An 18,853-nucleotide genomic window follows, 5' to 3' on the forward strand; every position below is an offset into this window, starting at 1 on the left:
TCGGAAGATTAACAGGCTGCTAAGCAACAGCATGCCCAATCAGTGGTAGCGCTTACATATTCACTTTGGCATCAACAAGAGGGACGTTAATGCCTGATTTCTTTTTCTTTATTAACGAAGTCCTGTGGGGTTCGATAATGATTTACCTGCTTCTGGGAGCAGGTATTTGGTTTACGCTACGCAGTGGGTTTATCCAGTTTCGTTATATTCGCAAGTTTGGCAGAAGTCTGAAAAACAGCGTTACGCCCCAGCCGGGCGGATTAACGTCGTTCCAGGCACTCTGTACCAGCCTGGCGGCACGCCTCGGCAGCGGGAATCTGGCGGGCGTTGCGCTGGCCATCAGCGCCGGCGGGCCAGGCGCGGTCTTCTGGATGTGGGTGACGGCGCTACTCGGAATGGCCACCTCCTTTGCTGAAAGTTCGCTCGCCCAGCTGTATAAAGAGAAAGATAAAAACGGCCAGTTTCGCGGAGGTCCCGCGTGGTACATGGCGCGTGGCTTGGGGATGCGCTGGATGGGCGTTCTGTTCTCGCTTTTTTTACTGCTCGCATACGGTCTTATTTTTAATACCGTCCAGGCAAATTCTGTCGCCAATGCCCTGCGCTATGCCTTCTCCTGCCCGGAGTGGGTCGCCGGTATTGCTTTAGCCCTCGTCGTTCTGCTCACCATTTCTGCCGGTCTCAGGGGCGTTGCCCGCCTGATGCAGTGGCTGGTTCCCGTTATGGCGCTGCTTTGGGTGGTCGCGAGCCTGTTCGTCGCCGCCCTGCATATCGACCAGGTGCCTGGCGTGATTGCGACCATCGTCAAAAGCGCTTTTGGCTGGCGCGAGGTGGCCTCCGGGGCGCTGGGCTATACCTTTAGCCAGGCGCTGATGGCGGGTTTTCAGCGGGGCATGTTCTCCAATGAAGCCGGAATGGGGTCAACCCCCAACGCGGCCGCTGCCGCCTCTTCCTGGCCGCCGCACCCGGCCGCACAGGGCATTGTGCAGATGATTGGCGTCTTTACCGATACCATTATCATCTGCTCCGCCAGCGCCATGATTTTGCTGCTGGCAGGCCCCGTCCCGCACTCCTCAGGAACCGCCGGGATACAGCTTCTCCAGCAGGCGCTGGTGAACCTGACCGGCGGCTGGGGAGCAGGATTTGTCTCGCTCGTCCTGGTGCTGTTTGCCTTCAGTTCGATTGTGGTGAATTACCTCTACGCCGAAAATAACCTTATTTTCCTGAAGCTCGACTCCCGTACCGCAATCGGAGCCCTGCGGCTCGCGGTCATTCTGATGATCATCGCTGGCTCCTTCCTCAGTATGCCGCTGGTCTGGCAGCTGGCCGATATCATTATGGCGCTAATGGCGATCACGAACCTCACCGCTATCCTGCTGCTCTCGCCCGTTGTGACCCTGATTGCCAGAGACTATCTGCGTCAGCGCAAACTCGGCGTTCCGCCGGTATTTGATCCCGCCCGCTATCCCGATATTAAGGCGCAGCTTGCCCCCGGCACGTGGGATGATTTGCCGCGGCAATAACAGCTATCGATCAATTCAGGGCGATTTTTTGCTAAAGTCGCTCTAAATTTCCTGCAAGGACTGGATATGCTGATTCTGATTTCACCTGCAAAAACGCTCGACTACCAGAGCCCGCTCGCCACCGAGCGCTATACCCAGCCTGAACTGCTGGACTACTCGCAACAGCTGATCCGCGAAGCGCGTAAGCTCTCTGCGCCGCAAATCGCCTCGCTGATGAGCATCAGCGACAAGCTGGCCGATCTTAACGCGACCCGCTTTCACGAGTGGCACCCGGATTTCACCCCGGCTAACGCTCGCCAGGCGATTCTGGCGTTTAAAGGTGATGTCTACACCGGCCTGCAGGCGGAAGATTTTAGCGAAGCCGATTTCGATTTTGCCCAGCAGCATCTGCGCATGCTGTCGGGTCTGTACGGCGTACTGCGCCCGCTGGATCTGATGCAGCCGTATCGTCTGGAGATGGGGATTCGCCTGGAAAATGCCAAAGGCAAAGACCTGTATCATTTCTGGGGCGATATCATTACCGACAAGCTGAACGCGGCGCTGCACGCTCAGGGCGATAACGTGGTGATTAACCTGGCATCCGACGAATACTACAAGTCGGTGAAGCCGAAAAAGCTGGATGCGGAGATTATCAAACCGGTGTTCCTCGACGAGAAGAACGGTAAGTTCAAAGTGATCAGCTTCTACGCTAAGAAAGCGCGCGGCCTGATGAGCCGCTACATCATCCAGAACCGCCTGACGAAGCCGGAGCAGTTAACCAAATTTAACAGCGAAGGCTATTTCTTTGACGAGGCGTCGTCGGGGAAAGGCGAGCTGGTGTTTAAGCGCCACGAGCAGTAAAAACAAACCCCGCCAGCTGGCGGGGTTTTGCATTAATGGTGTTTCCAGTCCGGGCCGCGATCGTCGCGGCGGTCATCGTGGTGATGGTCATCGTGACGATCGTCGTGTTTACGATGCTCATCATGTGGACGCCAGTGGTTATCACGCCAGTCATAATGCGCCTTCCACCAGTCGTGGTCGCGCCAGCGGCCGCCGTCCCAGTAATGCCCGTTGTTATCCCGGTCGCCAATCTGCAGTTTGACCGCCGGTACGAGGGTAATTTCAGATGCCTGAACCGCCATGGGGGCGGCCAGCACCAGTGAAAGCGCGATGAGTGCAGGTTTCAGTGTAGACACAGGTGACTCCTTATTCTTCTTGCCCAACGTGGGCCGATGTAAGGAGAGTACGCGAGGGGAACGGGGGGATGTTATTCTCTGCAATCCTAAACGCTAAGTGACCGCATTTATTGGGAATTTCTGCTTTTTTCCTGCTTTTTCTCTCCTTAATTTCTCCATAAAAAAGCCGGGTGGTGGCTTCACCTTACCCGGCCTACGATGAGGTCGTCGTGGTCGTTGTAGCCCGGTAAGGCGTAGCCGCCACCGGGCAACACAATCACGCGCGCGTCATCATCAGCTTACGCAGCGCGGCAAAATCCGCGGGCAGCTCATGTGACAGCAGCGGCAGGTCGGCGCGCTCGGCCAGCTCTTTCGGCAGCGGCAGCGTTTCGCCCAGGATCGCTTCCACGCTCTCTTTGAACTTCGCCGGATGCGCGGTGCCCAGGAACAGGCCATATTCACCCGGGTTAAGCTGGTCGCGCAGCGCGCGGTAGGCAATCGCCGCGTGCGGTTCAGAGGTATACCCCACCGCCTTCAGCTCGCGCATGGTTTCTTTGGTGGTTTCATCCGTCACCGCGGCGTAGCCCAGGTCACCCAGACGCCAGATCTTACGGCGGAACAGCTCTTCCACGCGCGGCCAGTTGTTCGGCTGTGACACATCCATCGCGTTGGAGAGTGTCGCCTGCGTGGCGTTCGGCGCCCACTTCCCGTCTTTCAGGAAGCGCGGCACGGTGTCGTTGGCGTTGGTCGCCGCGATAAAGCGTTTCACCGGCAGACCCAGGGATTTCGCCAGCAGACCTGCCGTCAGGTCACCGAAGTTACCGCTCGGCACGGAGATCACCAGCTGGTTGCGCGCTTCCTGCGGCAGCTGCGCCACCGCTTCGAAGTAGTAGCAGATCTGCGCCAGCAGACGGCTGATGTTGATGGAGTTGGCAGAGTTCAGACCCAGGGCCACCTTCAGCTCTTCGTCGTCGAAAGCCTGCTTGACCAGCGCCTGGCAAGCATCGAAATCACCGTCGATCGCCACGGTTTCAATGTTGCCGCCGAGCGTACAGAACAGTTTTTCCTGCAGCGGGCTGATTTTGCCTTTCGGATAGAGGATCACCACGCGGACGTTTTTCAGTCCGTAGAAGGCATGCGCCACCGCCGCACCGGTATCGCCGGAGGTCGCGGTCAGGATGGTCACCGGTTTGTCGCCGCTGATGTGGGTCAGCATCTGCGCCATAAAGCGGCCGCCGAAGTCTTTAAACGCCAGGGTCGGACCGTGGAACAGCTCCAGGCAGCCAACGTCAGGCTCAACCTGCTTCACCGGCGCCGGGAAAGCGAACGCCGCACGCACGCGCTCTTCCAGAAGCTCCTGCGGAATTTCGTCGCCGATAAACGCAGACAGAATTTTGGTGCTGCGGGTGACGAAATCCTGCTTCAGCAGCTCGTCGATCTCGGTCAGCTGGAATTCCGGCAGGTCATGCGGGAAGAACAGCCCCTGATTTTTGCCCAGCCCCTGAGTTACCGCCTGCGCGAAGCTGACCTGCTCGTTATGATCTTTAAGGTTATAGAGTTTCATTAATTATCCCAGTACTCGTGCGCCAGCCGTGTCCAGACGGCAAATATGAACAAAGCCTTCCTGATTTTGCAGGTAGTGTTTAGAGAGCCAGTCCGCCACGCGCTGCGCGGTGTCAGGCTTGTCGCACAGGGCGAACAGCGTCGGGCCGGAGCCGGAGATGCCGCACGCCTGCGCGCCGATATCCATCGATGCCTGTCGCGCCTCGTTAAAGCCGGGCAGCAGCTTCGTGCGGTACGGCTCGGCAATGACGTCCTTCATCAGCTTCGCCGCCAGCTGCGGCTGACGGGTGTAGCAGGCGTGAATAAAGCCCGCCAGATGACGCCCGTGGGCGATACAGTCCTGGCGACGATACTGCGCGGGCAGGATCGCACGCGCTTCTGCGGTAGAGACCTTAATGCCCGGATAGGCCAGCACCCACAGCCACTCATCAAACCCTGGCACCTGCTGGCTGATGATGCCATTTTCTTCGATCATCAGCTGCATGCCGCCGAGGAAGCACGGCGCCACGTTGTCATAGTGAATGCTGCCGGAGATGCGCCCTTCCAGCTCGCCCATCAACCCCAGCAGGCGGTTGTTGTTCAGCGGCTTGCCGCAGTGCTCGTTCATCGCCACCAGCGCGGCGACCACCGAACAAGCGCTGGAACCCAGCCCCGAGCCAATCGGCATACTTTTTTCCAGCGTCATGGCAACCGGCACGTTTTTGCCGATCTCCTGACAGAAGCGTTCCCAGCACTGATAGACGATATTTTCGCGCGGCTCAGACGGCAGTTTGCTGGCGAAGCGGCCGACGTTGTTCAGGCTGAAGCTGTCTGCCGATTCCACCGTGACCGTATCGCCCAGCAGTGAACCATCCACCGGCGTCACCGCCGCGCCCAGCACGTCAAATCCGACGCTCATATTCGCGCTGGAAGCCGGGGCATAAACTTTGACCATGTTAAACTCCTAACTTCCATGACAGGGTACGCAGCAGATCGGCAAACACACCCGCCGCCGTAACATCGTTCCCTGCGCCATAGCCGCGAAGCACCAGCGGCAATGGCTGATAATAGTGGCTGTAAAACGCGAGGGCGTTTTCGCCGTTTTTAACTTTGTACAGCGGGTCGTTGCCATCCACTTCGGCAATCTTCACCCGGCACACGCCATCTTCTTCAATGTTGCCAACATAGCGCAATACCTTACCTTCATCACGGGCTTTCGCAACGCGCGCGGCAAAAGCATCGTCAAGCTGCGGCAAATTTGCCATGAATGCAGCGACATCACCGCTGCTGTCAAATTCTGCCGGCAGGACCGGTTCAATCACGATATCAGAAAGCTCAAGCTCACGGCCCGTTTCACGTGCCAGAATCAGCAGCTTACGCGCCACGTCCATACCAGAGAGATCGTCACGCGGATCCGGCTCGGTATAGCCCAGCTCGCGCGCGGCGCGGGTCGCTTCCGAGAGACTCATCCCCTCATCCAGCTTGCCGAAGATAAACGACAGCGAGCCGGAGAGAATGCCGGAGAAACGCTGCAGTTCGTCGCCCGCGTTCAGCAGGTTTTGCAGGTTCTCGATAACCGGCAGCCCCGCGCCCACGTTGGTGTCGTACAGGAACTTGCGGCGCGACTTGCTCGCCGCCAGACGCAGCTGGTGATAGTAATCCATCGACGAGGTGTTGGCCTTTTTGTTCGGCGTCACCACGTGGAACCCTTCGCGCAGGAAGTCGGCGTACTGGTCGGCCACCGCCTGGTTCGAGGTACAGTCGACAATCACCGGGTTAAGCAGATGATACTCTTTCACCAGACGGATCAGGCGGCCCAGGTTGAACGGCTCTTTCGCCTCGTTCATCTCGGCCTGCCAGTTCTCCAGGTTCAGACCGTGAACATTAGTGAGCAACGCTCTGGAGTTGGCAATCCCGCAGACGCGCAGATCGATATGTTTCTTCTTCAGCCACTCCTGCTGACGCTTCACCTGCTCCAGCAGCGCGCCGCCCACGCCGCCCACGCCAATCAGGAACAGCTCGATGACCTGATCGGTGTTGAACAGCATCTGGTGAACCACGCGTACGCCGGTGGTGGCGTCATCGTTGTCCACAACAACAGAAATTGAACGCTCTGACGAGCCCTGGGCAATCGCCACGATATTGATATTGGCGCGCGCCAGCGCGGCAAAGAACTTCGCGGAGATACCGCGCAACGTACGCATGCCGTCGCCGACCACGGAGATAATCGCCAGGCGTTCCTGAATGGCGAGCGGTTCCAGCAGCTCTTCTTTGAGTTCCAGATAGAACTCCTCCTCCAGCGCGCGACGGGCGCGCAGGCAGTCAGCCTGCGGCACGCAGAAGCTGATGCTGTATTCGGAAGAAGACTGGGTAATCAGCACCACCGAGATACCGTTGCGGGACATAGCCGCAAAGACGCGCGCCGCCATTCCGACCATCCCTTTCATCCCCGGGCCGGAGACGCTGAACATCGCCATGTTGTTCAGGTTGGAGATGCCTTTGACCGGCAGACCGTCTTCATCGGTACTCGCGCCAATCAGCGTACCCGGCGCCTGCGGGTTACCGGTGTTTTTAATCAGGCAAGGGATCTGGAACTGGGCAATCGGGGAGATGGTACGCGGATGAAGCACTTTGGCGCCGAAGTAGGAAAGCTCCATCGCTTCCTGGTACGACATCGACTTCAGCAGTCTGGCGTCCGGAACCTGGCGCGGGTCACAGGTATAAACGCCGTCGACGTCAGTCCAGATTTCACAACAGTCCGCGCGTAAACAGGCGGCCAGTACGGCGGCGGAGTAGTCGGAGCCGTTACGGCCCAGCACCACCAGCTCGCCCTTCTCGTTACCGGCGGTGAAGCCTGCCATCAGGATCATATGGTCAGAAGGAATTTTGCTTGCGGCGATACGGCGGGTTGATTCGGCAATATCAACGGTGGATTCGAGGTAGTGGCCCACCGCCAGCAGTTTTTCAACCGGATCGATCACGGTCACGCTATGGCCGCGCGCTTCCAGCACGCCGGCCATGATGGCGATAGAGAGTTTTTCGCCCCGGCAGATCATCGCCGCGTTGACGCTGTCCGGGCACTGGCCGAGAAGGCTGATGCCGTGCAGGACATGTTTGATTTGCGCGAATTCTTGCTCAACGAAGGACTTCAGCTGAGCGTGCGGGAAGCCAGGCAGCGCCTCTGCCAGCCCTTGCAGTAAGTCAGCGAAGATACGCTCTGCGTCGCTGATGTTCGGGAGTGCATCCTGGCCACCGATGGTTTTTTCAATCATCGCCACCAGATGGTTCGTGATTTTTGCCGGGGCAGAGAGCACGGTAGCAACCTGCCCCTGCCTGGCATTGCTTTCCAGGATATCGGCAACACGCAGAAAACGTTCTGCATTTGCCACTGATGTACCGCCGAACTTCAACACTCGCATGGTTCTACCTCGTTTCCTTTAGCCGAAAAAAAAGCCCGCACTGTTCAGGTGCGGGCTTTTTTTTGTTTTTCCTGTACGCGTCAGCCCGCATCGTTACCTGTGGTAATGATGATGGTTGTAGTAATGGTGGTGATGCTGATGCGTTTCATGGATGTTGTGTACTCTGTCATTATTATCTGTCTGTCCTGTATTCTTTTAGGGTTAAAGGATCGGGCACCTTAAGTCAACGAATTTTTAATTTGATCACAATTCGGGAGACTCTCACGTCCCGCTGTTTGCAGATTTATTTTCATCCGATTCGCCCAAGTGCAACCCATCAGTACAGACTTATTCACCATAGTAAAAACTTATGACAGGATTTTACTCCGCCAATTTTTTTTCAATATCGTGCAGCAAACGGTGCAGCATTGCGGTGTCCCGCTGCTCAAGACGCCCCAAACGCTGCTGCAGCCAGTCAGCCATTTTTTGATCGTCCGCCACACCCAGCTGAGACAACAGTTGCTCAACGCGAGCGCGCAGGGCAGCCAGCTGATTTTCATTTGCCCCTTCTGCCGGTGGTTGAGGGATTTGTATTAGGGAGGCTAATTGATAGCAATAGACCATGACCGCCTGGCCTAAATTCAGGGAGGGATAATCGGCGACCATCGGCGCACCGGTAAGAACGTCCGCCAGCTCCAGCTCTTCGTTGGTCAATCCGGAATCTTCACGACCAAACACCAGCGCGGCTTTATCCAGCCACTGGCTTTTCTCGCTCAGCATCGGCACCAGCTCCGCTGGCGTGGCATAGTAATGGAACTTCGCCCGGCTGCGCGCGGTGGTCGCAACGGTAAACGAAATGTCGTGCAGCGCATCAGCAAGCGTCGCGTAAGTGCTTATATTATCGAGGATATCGCCCGATCCGTGCGCTACCCAACGAGCCGCAGGCTCCAGGTGGGCAGTGCTGTCCACGATACGTAAATCGGTGAATCCCATGGTCTTCATGGCGCGCGCGGCAGCGCCTATATTTTCGGCTCTGGCTGGGGCAACCAGTACAATCGACAGATGCATTTATGCTCTCTTTTTAATCAGTTAGCGGGCAAAAATGTGATGCACTTCAACATATTACGCGGCGCGAATTTACAAAAATGCAACACAAATCACCGAAATAGCGTTTCATAACAAATTAAAAACGCTAAACTATTCCTTGTCTGAACAATCAGTTAGAATGTTAACAGAACACTATTATCCCTATGTTTTATAATGATAATAGCGACATGAATACCCTATTCTGATTGGATTCGCTTCGTTTATAAATCAATCTCCGCAACTAGTTGGTTTATTGAAAAATTGTGACAAAGGCTAGCATTCGGCTACGATGATTTCATCAAACTGTTAACGTGCTACAATTGAACTTGATATATGTCAACGAAGCGTAGTTTTATTGGGTGTCTGGTGTCACTTAGCCTGTTATGTTGCTGTTAAAATGGTTAGGATGACAGCCGTTTTTGACACTGTCGGGTCCAAAGGGAAAGTACCCAAGACCAAGCTAATGATGTTGTTGACGTTGATGGAAAGTGCATCAAGAACGCAATTACGTACTTTAGTCACGTTAAGCCGATCATGTTAATTTGCGACATGCATCAGGCAGGTCAGGGACTTTTGTACTTCCTGTTTCGATTTAGTTGGCAATTTAGGTAGCAAACATGCAGACCCCGCACATTCTTATCGTTGAAGACGAGTTGGTAACACGCAACACGTTAAAGAGCATTTTCGAAGCAGAAGGCTACGATGTCTTTGAAGCGACCGATGGCGCAGAGATGCATCAGATCCTTTCTGAAAATGATATCAACCTGGTGATCATGGATATTAACCTGCCGGGCAAAAACGGTCTTCTTCTGGCGCGCGAACTGCGCGAGCAGGCGAATGTCGCGTTAATGTTCCTGACGGGCCGTGATAACGAAGTTGATAAAATTCTTGGCCTGGAAATCGGTGCGGATGACTACATCACCAAGCCGTTCAATCCTCGCGAGTTAACCATTCGTGCACGCAACCTGCTGTCCCGCACCATGAACCTGGGTACGGTCAGCGAAGAGCGTCGTAGCGTAGACAGCTACAAATTCAACGGCTGGGAACTTGATATCAATAGCCGTTCGCTGATTAGCCCGAACGGTGAGCAGTATAAACTGCCGCGCAGTGAATTCCGCGCGATGCTGCACTTCTGCGAAAACCCGGGCAAAATTCAGTCCCGTGCAGAGCTGCTGAAGAAAATGACCGGCCGTGAGCTGAAACCGCACGACCGTACCGTAGACGTGACCATTCGTCGTATTCGTAAGCATTTCGAATCTACGCCAGATACGCCGGAAATCATCGCCACGATCCACGGCGAAGGCTATCGTTTCTGCGGCGATCTGCAGGAGTAATCCCGCAGTTAACGCATTAAAAAACGGCGCATTTGCGCCGTTTTTTTATTTCCAGATCCGCATCGTATCGTTATCAGATGCTGCGGGTGGCTCTGGTCGCTTCGGCTGAGAGAGCGAGTACCAGTCGAAATGCCGGGTCAGGTACATCACCGCGAACAGCGCCAGGGCAAGAACAGCAGAGCCCAGTAGCAATGCGCTGTCCTCCGAGCGCAGCAGGAACCACATCACGACATCCAGTCCGAGTAGTGCCAGCACAAACAGCCCGCTGCGTTTCCAGCTTTTCAGCACGGCCTGCAGGTACATTCCGTTCATCGCTGCGCCAACCAGGCTTGCAACAACCCAGGCTGGCGTAAACCCGACGTGTTCAGACAGCGCCAGCAACACCAGATAGAACAGGACCAGCGACAGCCCCACCAGCAGATACTGCATCGGATGAAGGCGTAATCCGGTTAAGGTTTCGAAGACAAAGAAAGCCATAAACGTCAGCGCAATCAGCAAAATAGCGTATTTAATTGCCCGGTCGGTCAATTGATACTGGTCAGCCGGCGTCGCTACCGTCACGCTAAAGGCCGGGAGCGCCTCCCACTCCGGCGATTCCTTGCCGTAGAACCAGCTCTCAAGGTTATTTGCAAACCAGCTGCTCTGCCAGTTCGCCTGGAAACCAGACTCGCCTATTTGATGCTTAACAGGGAGATAATCGCCCATAAAACCCGGATGCGGCCAGTTGCTGTTGAGCGTCATTTCGCTATTACGCCCTACCGGCACCACCGCAAAACTGCCGGTTCCCGCCAGGCTGAGGGACATATCAAGCGCAAACGTTTTGGCTTCCAGCGCTTTGTCGGTCAGCGGGATGTGGATCCCAGCAAGCGCACCGTAGACGCCTGAACCGGGTTCCACGCTTAGGGTCTCACCATTGATTTTAGAGATACTAACCGTGCCAATACCCCGCGCGTCGCCAACGCCCGTCACGATAAACGGCTGCCCTGTCGCGATCGTTTCCCCTTTCAACTGCTTCAGCTCTTCGGTATTAAACTGCGCTTTTATCTTCAGGTCCGTGTTCCAGATCTGCCCGTCATAGATACCAATATTTCTCGACTCAACGCGCTGGTTCCCTTCAACAACCAGAGATTCCGGCAGAATGAAATGCATGTAGCTTTTCTTGTATTCGACCTTCTTCTCATCCTCTATCTTGTAAAAGATCTCCGTCATCGGAATCGCAATCATCGGGCCGACCAGTTTTTGCGGTCCGCTGGTACTCTGGCGAAGCGTATTTTCGACATCATTGCGGTAGTTCTCCCGCTCTGATATCAGGTTACTGACCATAAAAAGCGGGACTAACAGCAGCAGGATGCACCCCAGCAGGGTGCTAATTTTCCAGAACAGTGGGGATTTCATCATTACGTCTCCTTTATGATGAGGAGAGCGTAACCAGGCTGTGTGGGGTCAGTTTGAAGTTATGTGAAGGGACGGTGAAGTATCAGCGTGGCCATCACGCCACCTTCATCACGATTACGCAATATAATCTCTCCCTGATGCAGACGCGCCACCTCCTGAACAAACGCCAGCCCGAGCCCGCTGCTCTTCAACCCGTTATCCCGCGGCAGAGAATAAAAGCGTTCAAAAATACGATCCAGCGCGTAATCCGGGATCCCGCTTCCGCTGTCGGTGACGATCAGCTGTATCTGCCCCTGCTCTTCCCGGGCCGCCAGTTCAATGGCGCCGCCCTGCGGCGTAAAATCGATAGCGTTATCCAGTAAATTACCGAGTGCCTGTTCGAGAAGGTCGGGATCGCCTTCAACATGAATCGAAGCGGGCTGAAGGGTCAGTACAATCTCTTTTGCTGCCAACAGCGCCGAGCGCGCGTCGGCAAGACGCGTAAACAGCAGGTCGACACGGACGATCTGAGGCGTAATTTCGACCCGATTTTCAAGACGCGACTGAGTGAGCAGTTTTTCAACCAGCGACTGCATACGCGCGTTTTGCACCAGAATATTATCGATAAACCGCGCGGCCACCTGCGGCGGCGGCTGCTCGGAGAGAATTTCCGCCGCGCCGCGTATGGCGGCGATGGGGCTTTTCAGCTCGTGGGTCAGCGCATGGACATAGTGTTCAATGTAGTTTTTCCCTTCCAGGCGAATGCGCATACTCTCCAGCGCCAATGCCAGCTTGTGCAGTTCGCTACTGCCAGGATTAGGCAGCGGGAGAGGCGTATCCGTGGTCACCGAGTCGGCATAGCGCGATAACGTCGCGATAGATCGATTGATCCACCACGCCACAACGAGGCCTATCAGCAGGGCAATGCCGAGCAGCGCCCCGCCTGCCCACAGGATCCGCCGCTCGCTGCGATGGATAACCGGTGCCATCGCGCTGTTAGGTTTCCCGACCGACACCACGCCGATAATCTTGCCCTGCTCCACAACCGGCGCGGCAACATACATCACCGTGCTCTCCGGATCGTCGGGATGGCTTTGCGTACTGCGCGCGCCGTATTCGCCGCGAAGCGTCAGCCAGACATCGTTCCAGCGCGAGTAATCTTGGCCCACGGCCAGACCGGCGGAATCAAACACGACGCGGCCCTGCGCATCGGTCATGTAGACGTGGTACTCGTTACGCACTTTATGGATCCCGCCGATATTGGCGCGGAAAGGGCGCTGATGTAGCTGAGAAAAGGCCTGCGCCAGTTTGCCCTGCTGCGCATGGCCCGAAAGCAAATCATCACGCCCAATTTCAGCCAGCAGGGTCGCGGTATCGATTAACGTGCCCTCGGTTGCCCTGCGCACGCCGGGCTTCACTTCCTGAACAAAGATCGACAGCACGAACCACGCGGCGATGGCCACGATCAGGAAATACCCCAGCAGCAGACGCATCCCAATGCGCATTAATACAGCCCCAGGCTATAGCCCATACCGCGATGGGTGCTGATGGGTGACAGTTCCTCGTTCACCGCCCGCAGCTTGGCGCGCAGGGTTTTGATGTGGGTGTCCACGGTACGATCGAAGCTGTCGCCGTCTTCACCCCACACCTTGTCCATGAGCTGCTGACGAGAAAAGACCCGCCCGGGGGCCTGCAACAAGGTTTTGAGCAGCAAGAATTCGTAGCGGGTGAGGGGCAATACTTCACCGCACCAGCTAATTCGCGCGGCAGGCTCGTTCAGTTCAAACTGCCCGATACGCAACGTTGCTGATGGTGCGGCGGATTTCTGCATGCGCCGTAAAATAGTCCGCACCCGGGCGCAGACTTCACGAGGGGAGAAAGGTTTCGCAACGTAGTCGTCAGCCCCCATTTCCAGGCCAAGCAGCTTGTCTACCTCATCACTGCGCGCCGTCAGAAACAGCACGGGCAGTGAGGGATGCTGCGCCAGAAGCTGGCGGCAAAGCTCAAATCCACTGATGTCCGGCAGCCCGACGTCCAGAATGGCGAGCGCCGGAACCTGCCGCCGCGCCGCCTCCAGCACGGGTAAACCGCGTTCAAACGCCTTTACCGCGAATCCTTCCTGCTGAAGCATGTAGATCAGCGTATCGGCGATACTGGTTTCGTCTTCAACCAGCCAGACCACAGGTTGTTGCATGATTCATCCCTGAATTAATGCCACGGCATAATCGGCACCGCGCTGATCGCGTTTTTCGGCGAGCCTTCCACCACTTTGTCAGAGTAGGCAAGGTACGCCAGAGTGTTGCGTTTGGCATCATAGAAACGCACCACCTGCAGTTTTTTGAACACCAGCGAAGTCCGTTTCTGGAACACCACGTCGCCCTGCGCTTTGCCGTTTTTAATTTTATCACTCAATTCAACTGGCCCCACCTGCTGACAAGAAATCGCCGCATCGGAGGTATCTTCCGCCAGTCCCAGCCCGCCTTTGATACCACCCGTTTTCGCGCGGCTGACGTAGCAGGTGACGTTTTTCACGTCCGGATCGTCAAACGCCTCCACCACGATTTTGTGGTCCGGGCCGAACATTTTGAACACGGTATCGACGGAGCCAATCTGTTCTGCCTGCGACACGCGCCCGACCATCAGCATCAACGCGGTGAAGATCAAAGTCTTGTATTTCATATTGTTACCATTCTTTAAAATTACACTGAGCGATTATTCAACACTTTAGGCAAAAATGTAGCAAGATCACAGGATTAGAATATATCTGCCTGTAATGTGCTCTAAAAAGCATGAATGCGCAAAAAAAACACTGAATGCTAAAACATCAAAAAATGCTATTATCCGCTAACCTGTTATCAGGCACCTGCTGTTTTAAGGATGAGGATAGTATATGGATCAGGCTGGAATTATTCGCGACCTGCTCACCTGGCTGGAAGGTCATCTCGACCAGCCTTTGTCACTGGATAATGTGGCGGCTAAAGCAGGCTATTCCAAGTGGCATCTGCAAAGGATGTTCAAGGATGTCACCGGTCATGCTATCGGGGCCTATATTCGCGCACGTCGTTTATCAAAATCTGCTGTGGCATTGCGCCTGACCGCGCGGCCTATTCTGGATATTGCCCTGCAATATCGTTTCGATTCACAGCAGACCTTCACCCGCGCCTTCAAAAAACAGTTCTCGTTGACGCCAGCGCTTTATCGTCGCTCTCCTGACTGGAGCTCGTTTGGCATGCGTCCGCCGCTGCGTCTGGGCGAATTCGCAATGCCGAAATACGAAATTGTCACGTTGCCTGAAACCCATCTGATCGGCACGACACAGAGCTACTCCTGTTCACTGGAGCAGATTTCAGAGTTCCGTCATCAGATGCGCGTCCAGTTCTGGCGCGACTTCCTGAGCCACGCACCGACGATCCCGCCAATCCTGTATGGCCTCAACGAAACGCACCCAAGCCAGGAAAAAGACGACGAGCAGGAGGTGTTCTACACCACCGCGCTGACGCCAGAGATGGCCAATGGGTATATTCAGGGTTCGAAGCCAGTCGTGCTGGAAGGCGGCGAATACGTGATGTTCGCCTATGAAGGGCTGGGAACGGGGGTTCAGGAGTTTATCCTGACCGTTTACGGAACCTGCATGCCGATGCTGAATCTGAATCGCCGTAAAGGTCAGGACATTGAGCGCTACTACCCGGCGCAGGATGCCAAACCGGAAGAAGGCCCAATCAATCTGCGTATGGAATTCTTGATTCCGATACGTCGTTAACGCTGCAGTTCGTCAAGCGCAGGGGCATCAAGATGCGAAATGTCCCCTGCCATCTCTACTACCCAGCCCGACGCCAGCCACGCGCTTTCCTGATAATCAATCCGGGAAATGGAGCAGTTACGCAGGCGCAAACGGCGCTCAGCGTAAGCCGGTAACCCCAGAATGGTGCTCACCAGGCAACCCAACGCAATCCCGTGACTCACCAGCAGCGGACGGCTTCCCGCCGGCAGCTTCAGGCATTCCGCCAGGGCGGCATGCATGCGTACGCTGAGCTCCTGCATGGATTCGCCTTCAGGAATTCGACCATCTTCGGTACCGTTCACCAGCGTGCGGCGCCAGCCCTCCTCCGCTTCCGTCAGCGTATCGATATGGCGTTTTTCCAGCACGCCCATATCCAGCTCGCGCAGGCGCGGCTCCAGCATGACGTCACAGCCGCAGGCATCTGCGATGATGCGCGCCGTCTGCTGTGTGCGACCTAAATCGCTGGTGATCACGTGGGTAATGCCCAGCGTTCTGGCGCGTTCCGCCACCTGCCACGCTTGCTGCACACCCTTCTCGGTGAGAGGACTGTCTGACTGGCCTTGAATACGTCGCTCGGCGTTCCACTGCGTTTCACCGTGGCGAACAAGGTATACCTGTAACATGCTTTTTTTCCGTTATACTGCGATGAGTTTTTTTTGAATTGAGCTTAATTATGCACCATGTTGTCTCTGCTACCACTAATCCTGCCAAAATTCAGGCAATTCTAAGGGCATTTGACGAGATCTTCGGCGCAGGATCCTGCCATATTGAGGCCATCGGCGTCGAGAGCGGCGTTCCTGAACAGCCGTTTGGCAGCGAGGAAACGCGCGCTGGCGCACGAAATCGCGTGGCAAACGCAAAGGCCGCGGCACCGGATGCTGACTTTTGGGTAGCGATTGAAGCAGGTATCGACGAAGGCGCAACCTTTAGCTGGGTTGTCATCGAAAGCCGCGAGCAGCGCGGTGAAGCACGTTCGGCCACCCTGCCGCTGCCGGAGATCATTCTGGAAAAAGTCCGTGCGGGTGAAGCGCTCGGGCCGGTGATGTCGCAGTACACCGGCATCGATGAGATTGGCCGTAAAGAAGGGGCGATTGGCGTCTTTACCGCAGGCGCGCTGACGCGTTCAGGCGTTTATCATCAGGCCGTGATTCTGGCCTTAAGCCCGTTCCATAACGCGATTTATCGGTAAGTTTGTAGGCCGGATAAGGCGTAGCCGTCATCCGGCGTTTTTCAACAACACCGCTTCCAGCCACTGGCGCAGCTCAACCGGCGCCGACTTCAGGCTGTTCGAGCCGCGGGTGATCGTTGCAATACCCGCGCCGAGCTCATTTTTCAGCTCGCGCTGGCTCATCTCGCCGCGCAGCAGCTCTTCAATGATCCGCACGCGGGTACCCAGCGCCTCGCGCTCGTCCGGCGTGAGCATCAGCTGCATAAGGGGTAAATGCAGATCCTGTTCGTATGACTGACGCAGCAGCTCCACAAAACGAAGCCACTCCAGATGACGTTGTTCGGCCATTGCCGAGGAATACGGGGAATGCTGGGTCATGTTATGCTGCCTCTTGTACTCTTTAGCGAGTACAGCATAACACAACCCACGCCGATCAGTAACGTCTCTGCCATTCGGCATCGCTCATCAGGGTATCTTTCTGCCCCATGAAGTAGCGATAGTAAGCGTCATAGGCCAGCACGTTCTTCACGTAGCCGCGCGTTTCCGAGAACGGAATGCTCTCCACAAAAGCCACGGCGTCGATGCGTCCGGCGCTGTTGCCGAGCCAGGTCCGCACGCGCCCAGGACCCGCGTTATACGCCGCAGAAGAGAAGATGCGGTTATTGCCGAACTGCTGATACACGTACTGGAGATAGCTGGTACCGATGTTGATGTTGGTATCCGGATCCAGAAGCTGCGACGGACTGCTGTAGCCCGGAATATTAAACATCTTCACCGTGTGCGTCGCCGTGCCCGGCATAATCTGCATCAGGCCGCTGGCGCCCACCGGGGAACGGACTTTCGGGTTCCACGCGCTCTCCTGACGGGCAATCGCCATCGCGTAGCTTTGCGGGATATCTTTGCCGCTGGTGTAGCGATCGAACAGATCTTTGTACGCCAGCGGGAAACGTTCTTCCAGATGATCCCAAAGCTTGCCGGCTATCGTCGCCTGCACGCTGAGATCCCACCAGTGATTATCAAACGCATAGCGGGCAAGCTGGGCTTTCTCATCGGTGGTGCGACTGGTCACCAGATTCGCCCACTCGCTGCGCGCGGTGTTATCCATATTCCAGTACATCAGCTCGCGAACGCGCGCCATTTCTGGCCCCTGCGTCAGTGCCGGGTTCGCGTTAGCGGGCGCTTTATCTATACGGAAAGTGTATTCTTCGCCCAGACGCTGCGCGGCAGCCATTGGGTAAAACCCGCGCTGCTGCATCAGCGAATGGAGGATCTCTTTGGCCTCATCATCACGACCGCGCTCCATCAGCAGATCGGCCTGCCAGTAGCGCCATTCGTCTTTCTCTTTGGCCTCCATAGGCAACCGCGCGAGCCAGGTATTCAGCCCACGGCGATCGCCCGTGCCCAGCGCCATGCGCACGCGGCGTTCCACCAGCGACGTGGAGTTCGAACGCATAATGGCATCGTCACGCCAGCGCGCCTGTTCATCGGTCACATCGGTGCCCATCAGTCGCCACGCCACAATGTCGCGCAGCTCCTGGGTTTGCTCCTCATTGAGCTGCTGCGCCTGCACCAGCTGCGGGATCATCAGCCGCGCGTTTTCGACATCGTCACGCGCCACGCTGGCAAAGGCCACCGCCGCCATCTGGCGGGTAAAATCGGTCGCGCCCGTACTGCGGGCAAAGGTGAGTACGCTGTTTGGATCGTTAGCCAGCGAGATAACCGCCGTGGAGATCGTCTGGTAATCGGACGGCATCTGCCCCGCCAGCGTGGTCACCAGACGCGTGTTACCGGCTTTCATCGCCAGACGGATGCGTTCAAGGTAGGAGAGCGGATCCTGCTTGCCGGAAGCACGCCACGCGCTAAACAGAGAATCACAGGCGTTCGGCTGGTTTTTTCCGGTCAGCCAGAGCTCTTTCGCTCCGGCCCAGGCCTCTTCCTGCTGGCCGGTCGCCCATTTTGCGTAGTAATAGTTACACTGGGCTTCGGTGGCGTTCGGCTTTTCCGGGCTAAACGCCAGCAGTCCGCGCCAGTCTTCGCGACGCGCCAGCTCATTCACAAAACGAGACTGGAGATTTCGGGCTGGCGGCAGGGTTGGGTTCGCCTGAATGAAGTTATTCACGGTGACGGTAGGCTGGTTCATCAGATCGTCGGTTATCTGGCGATACTCCAGATACGGATACAGCGGATAATCCTTTAGCGTCGGCATCAGCGCCTGCACGGTATCCATCTGCTTGTTGTCCCACGCCTGTTTAATCTGGGCGTAGCGGTTACGTTGTTCATCCAGTGAATCGGCATGCACCGCCTGGCTTACCGCCATTACGCATACGCTGGCAGCCAGCAGACGCCAGACCACCCGTTTGGCTTTTTCCACAAGCTCTTCCTCATTGTTTTTTCGTCAATTGCAGCGTCTTGCCACGTCAAAGTCTAATTAACTTATGCTAACCAGGCATCCTTCAACGCGCCACGTCATGGACACTTTTTTACCTTTCTTGCGCG

General features: G+C 56.1%; 19 protein-coding genes and 1 other annotated feature. Of the genes, 5 read left to right on the forward strand and 14 right to left on the reverse strand.

What is annotated here, in order from left to right:
- Positions 1-89 precede the first annotated feature (89 nt).
- A complete protein-coding gene (locus HCH49_RS13085; protein WP_069303649.1) occupies positions 90-1,520 on the forward strand; it encodes an alanine/glycine:cation symporter family protein in 1,431 nt (476 codons plus the stop codon).
- Positions 1,521-1,586: 66 nt separating this feature from the next.
- On the forward strand, positions 1,587-2,360 hold the full coding sequence (gene yaaA, locus HCH49_RS13090) for a peroxide stress protein YaaA (RefSeq protein WP_039260860.1): 774 nt from the start codon (positions 1,587-1,589) through the stop codon (positions 2,358-2,360).
- Positions 2,361-2,392: 32 nt separating this feature from the next.
- Here yaaA and HCH49_RS13095 read toward each other — a convergent pair whose 3' ends face one another.
- The 7 genes from HCH49_RS13095 to yjjY all read right to left on the reverse strand — a co-directional run bounded on the left by HCH49_RS13095 (position 2,393) and on the right by yjjY (position 9,222).
- Positions 2,393-2,695 carry a DUF2502 domain-containing protein gene (locus HCH49_RS13095; protein ID WP_048979033.1) on the reverse strand — a complete coding sequence of 101 codons (303 nt, stop codon included), beginning with the start codon at positions 2,693-2,695 and terminating at the stop codon, positions 2,393-2,395.
- Between the two features lie 256 nt (positions 2,696-2,951).
- On the reverse strand, positions 2,952-4,238 hold the full coding sequence (gene thrC / locus HCH49_RS13100; protein ID WP_039260864.1) for a threonine synthase: 1,287 nt from the start codon (positions 4,236-4,238) through the stop codon (positions 2,952-2,954).
- 3 nt (positions 4,239-4,241) lie between these two features.
- Positions 4,242-5,171, reverse strand: a complete 930-nt coding sequence (gene thrB / locus HCH49_RS13105; RefSeq protein ID WP_221702789.1) for a homoserine kinase — start codon at positions 5,169-5,171, stop codon at positions 4,242-4,244.
- A gap of 1 nt (position 5,172) precedes the next feature.
- A complete protein-coding gene (thrA, locus tag HCH49_RS13110) occupies positions 5,173-7,635 on the reverse strand; it encodes a bifunctional aspartate kinase/homoserine dehydrogenase I (RefSeq protein ID WP_221702790.1) in 2,463 nt (820 codons plus the stop codon).
- A 24-nt stretch (positions 7,636-7,659) separates the two neighbouring features.
- Positions 7,660-7,777, reverse strand: a sequence feature (Thr leader region).
- Positions 7,716-7,784, reverse strand: a complete 69-nt coding sequence (gene thrL, locus HCH49_RS13115; RefSeq protein ID WP_015572623.1) for a thr operon leader peptide — start codon at positions 7,782-7,784, stop codon at positions 7,716-7,718. (Overlaps the previous feature by 62 nt.)
- Before the next feature lie 211 nt (positions 7,785-7,995).
- Positions 7,996-8,682, reverse strand: coding sequence for a tRNA/rRNA methyltransferase (locus HCH49_RS13120; protein ID WP_221702791.1), 687 nt, complete (start codon positions 8,680-8,682; stop codon positions 7,996-7,998).
- 399 nt (positions 8,683-9,081) lie between these two features.
- Positions 9,082-9,222 (reverse strand): protein YjjY, encoded by a 141-nt coding sequence (yjjY, locus tag HCH49_RS13125; protein WP_085928893.1) that lies wholly within the window; start codon positions 9,220-9,222, stop codon positions 9,082-9,084.
- Between the two features lie 95 nt (positions 9,223-9,317).
- Between yjjY and arcA the strand changes: the two genes are divergently transcribed.
- Positions 9,318-10,034, forward strand: a complete 717-nt coding sequence (arcA, locus tag HCH49_RS13130) for a two-component system response regulator ArcA (RefSeq protein WP_003856501.1) — start codon at positions 9,318-9,320, stop codon at positions 10,032-10,034.
- Between the two features lie 45 nt (positions 10,035-10,079).
- On the opposite strand, the gene creD is transcribed toward arcA, so the two are convergent.
- The 4 genes from creD to creA are packed head-to-tail and all read right to left on the reverse strand — an operon-like array spanning position 10,080 to position 14,087.
- Positions 10,080-11,432, reverse strand: a complete 1,353-nt coding sequence (creD, locus tag HCH49_RS13135; RefSeq protein ID WP_221702792.1) for a cell envelope integrity protein CreD — start codon at positions 11,430-11,432, stop codon at positions 10,080-10,082.
- 56 nt (positions 11,433-11,488) lie between these two features.
- Complete coding sequence (creC, locus tag HCH49_RS13140; RefSeq protein WP_221702793.1) at positions 11,489-12,913, reverse strand: two-component system sensor histidine kinase CreC; 1,425 nt, start codon at positions 12,911-12,913, stop codon at positions 11,489-11,491.
- Entirely contained in the window at positions 12,913-13,602 is a 690-nt protein-coding gene (creB, locus tag HCH49_RS13145; RefSeq protein WP_221702794.1) for a two-component system response regulator CreB, read from the reverse strand. Before creB ends, creC begins: the two co-directional genes overlap by 1 nt.
- Before the next feature lie 14 nt (positions 13,603-13,616).
- On the reverse strand, positions 13,617-14,087 hold the full coding sequence (gene creA, locus HCH49_RS13150; protein ID WP_087823429.1) for a protein CreA: 471 nt from the start codon (positions 14,085-14,087) through the stop codon (positions 13,617-13,619).
- A 211-nt stretch (positions 14,088-14,298) separates the two neighbouring features.
- Here creA and robA point away from each other — a divergent pair, with 211 nt between their 5' ends.
- Entirely contained in the window at positions 14,299-15,168 is an 870-nt protein-coding gene (robA, locus tag HCH49_RS13155) for an MDR efflux pump AcrAB transcriptional activator RobA (protein ID WP_033144587.1), read from the forward strand.
- Here the strand turns inward: robA and gpmB are convergent.
- Positions 15,165-15,812: a 2,3-diphosphoglycerate-dependent phosphoglycerate mutase GpmB gene (gpmB, locus tag HCH49_RS13160; RefSeq protein ID WP_023310332.1), complete on the reverse strand. Its 648-nt coding sequence runs from the start codon at positions 15,810-15,812 to the stop codon at positions 15,165-15,167. The genes robA and gpmB overlap by 4 nt on opposite strands.
- Positions 15,813-15,862: 50 nt before the next feature.
- Here gpmB and yjjX point away from each other — a divergent pair, with 50 nt between their 5' ends.
- A complete protein-coding gene (gene yjjX, locus HCH49_RS13165; RefSeq protein WP_032649880.1) occupies positions 15,863-16,378 on the forward strand; it encodes an inosine/xanthosine triphosphatase in 516 nt (171 codons plus the stop codon).
- Positions 16,379-16,405: 27 nt separating this feature from the next.
- On the opposite strand, the gene trpR is transcribed toward yjjX, so the two are convergent.
- Together trpR and sltY are read right to left on the reverse strand one after the other, a co-directional pair.
- Complete coding sequence (trpR, locus tag HCH49_RS13170; RefSeq protein ID WP_023310330.1) at positions 16,406-16,735, reverse strand: trp operon repressor; 330 nt, start codon at positions 16,733-16,735, stop codon at positions 16,406-16,408.
- A gap of 55 nt (positions 16,736-16,790) precedes the next feature.
- On the reverse strand, positions 16,791-18,728 hold the full coding sequence (gene sltY / locus HCH49_RS13175; protein WP_048975080.1) for a murein transglycosylase: 1,938 nt from the start codon (positions 18,726-18,728) through the stop codon (positions 16,791-16,793).
- Between the last annotated feature and the right edge of the window lie 125 nt (positions 18,729-18,853).

Source organism: Enterobacter sp. Y17 (assembly GCF_019730495.1).
GTDB classification, from domain to species: Bacteria; Pseudomonadota; Gammaproteobacteria; order Enterobacterales; family Enterobacteriaceae; genus Enterobacter; species Enterobacter asburiae_B.

Coding starts and splice junctions, on each gene's coding strand:
- creA (WP_087823429.1), bottom strand. CDS start 14,087: ATGAAATACAAGACTTTGATCTTCACCGCGTTGATGCTGATGGTCGGG.
- gpmB (WP_023310332.1), bottom strand. CDS start 15,812: ATGTTACAGGTATACCTTGTTCGCCACGGTGAAACGCAGTGGAACGCC.
- creC (WP_221702793.1), bottom strand. CDS start 12,913: ATGCGCATTGGGATGCGTCTGCTGCTGGGGTATTTCCTGATCGTGGCC.
- creD (WP_221702792.1), bottom strand. CDS start 11,432: ATGATGAAATCCCCACTGTTCTGGAAAATTAGCACCCTGCTGGGGTGC.
- yjjX (WP_032649880.1), top strand. CDS start 15,863: ATGCACCATGTTGTCTCTGCTACCACTAATCCTGCCAAAATTCAGGCA.
- creB (WP_221702794.1), bottom strand. CDS start 13,602: ATGCAACAACCTGTGGTCTGGCTGGTTGAAGACGAAACCAGTATCGCC.
- thrA (WP_221702790.1), bottom strand. CDS start 7,635: ATGCGAGTGTTGAAGTTCGGCGGTACATCAGTGGCAAATGCAGAACGT.
- arcA (WP_003856501.1), top strand. CDS start 9,318: ATGCAGACCCCGCACATTCTTATCGTTGAAGACGAGTTGGTAACACGC.
- trpR (WP_023310330.1), bottom strand. CDS start 16,735: ATGACCCAGCATTCCCCGTATTCCTCGGCAATGGCCGAACAACGTCAT.
- yaaA (WP_039260860.1), top strand. CDS start 1,587: ATGCTGATTCTGATTTCACCTGCAAAAACGCTCGACTACCAGAGCCCG.
- HCH49_RS13085 (WP_069303649.1), top strand. CDS start 90: ATGCCTGATTTCTTTTTCTTTATTAACGAAGTCCTGTGGGGTTCGATA.
- robA (WP_033144587.1), top strand. CDS start 14,299: ATGGATCAGGCTGGAATTATTCGCGACCTGCTCACCTGGCTGGAAGGT.
- thrC (WP_039260864.1), bottom strand. CDS start 4,238: ATGAAACTCTATAACCTTAAAGATCATAACGAGCAGGTCAGCTTCGCG.
- thrB (WP_221702789.1), bottom strand. CDS start 5,171: ATGGTCAAAGTTTATGCCCCGGCTTCCAGCGCGAATATGAGCGTCGGA.
- HCH49_RS13120 (WP_221702791.1), bottom strand. CDS start 8,682: ATGCATCTGTCGATTGTACTGGTTGCCCCAGCCAGAGCCGAAAATATA.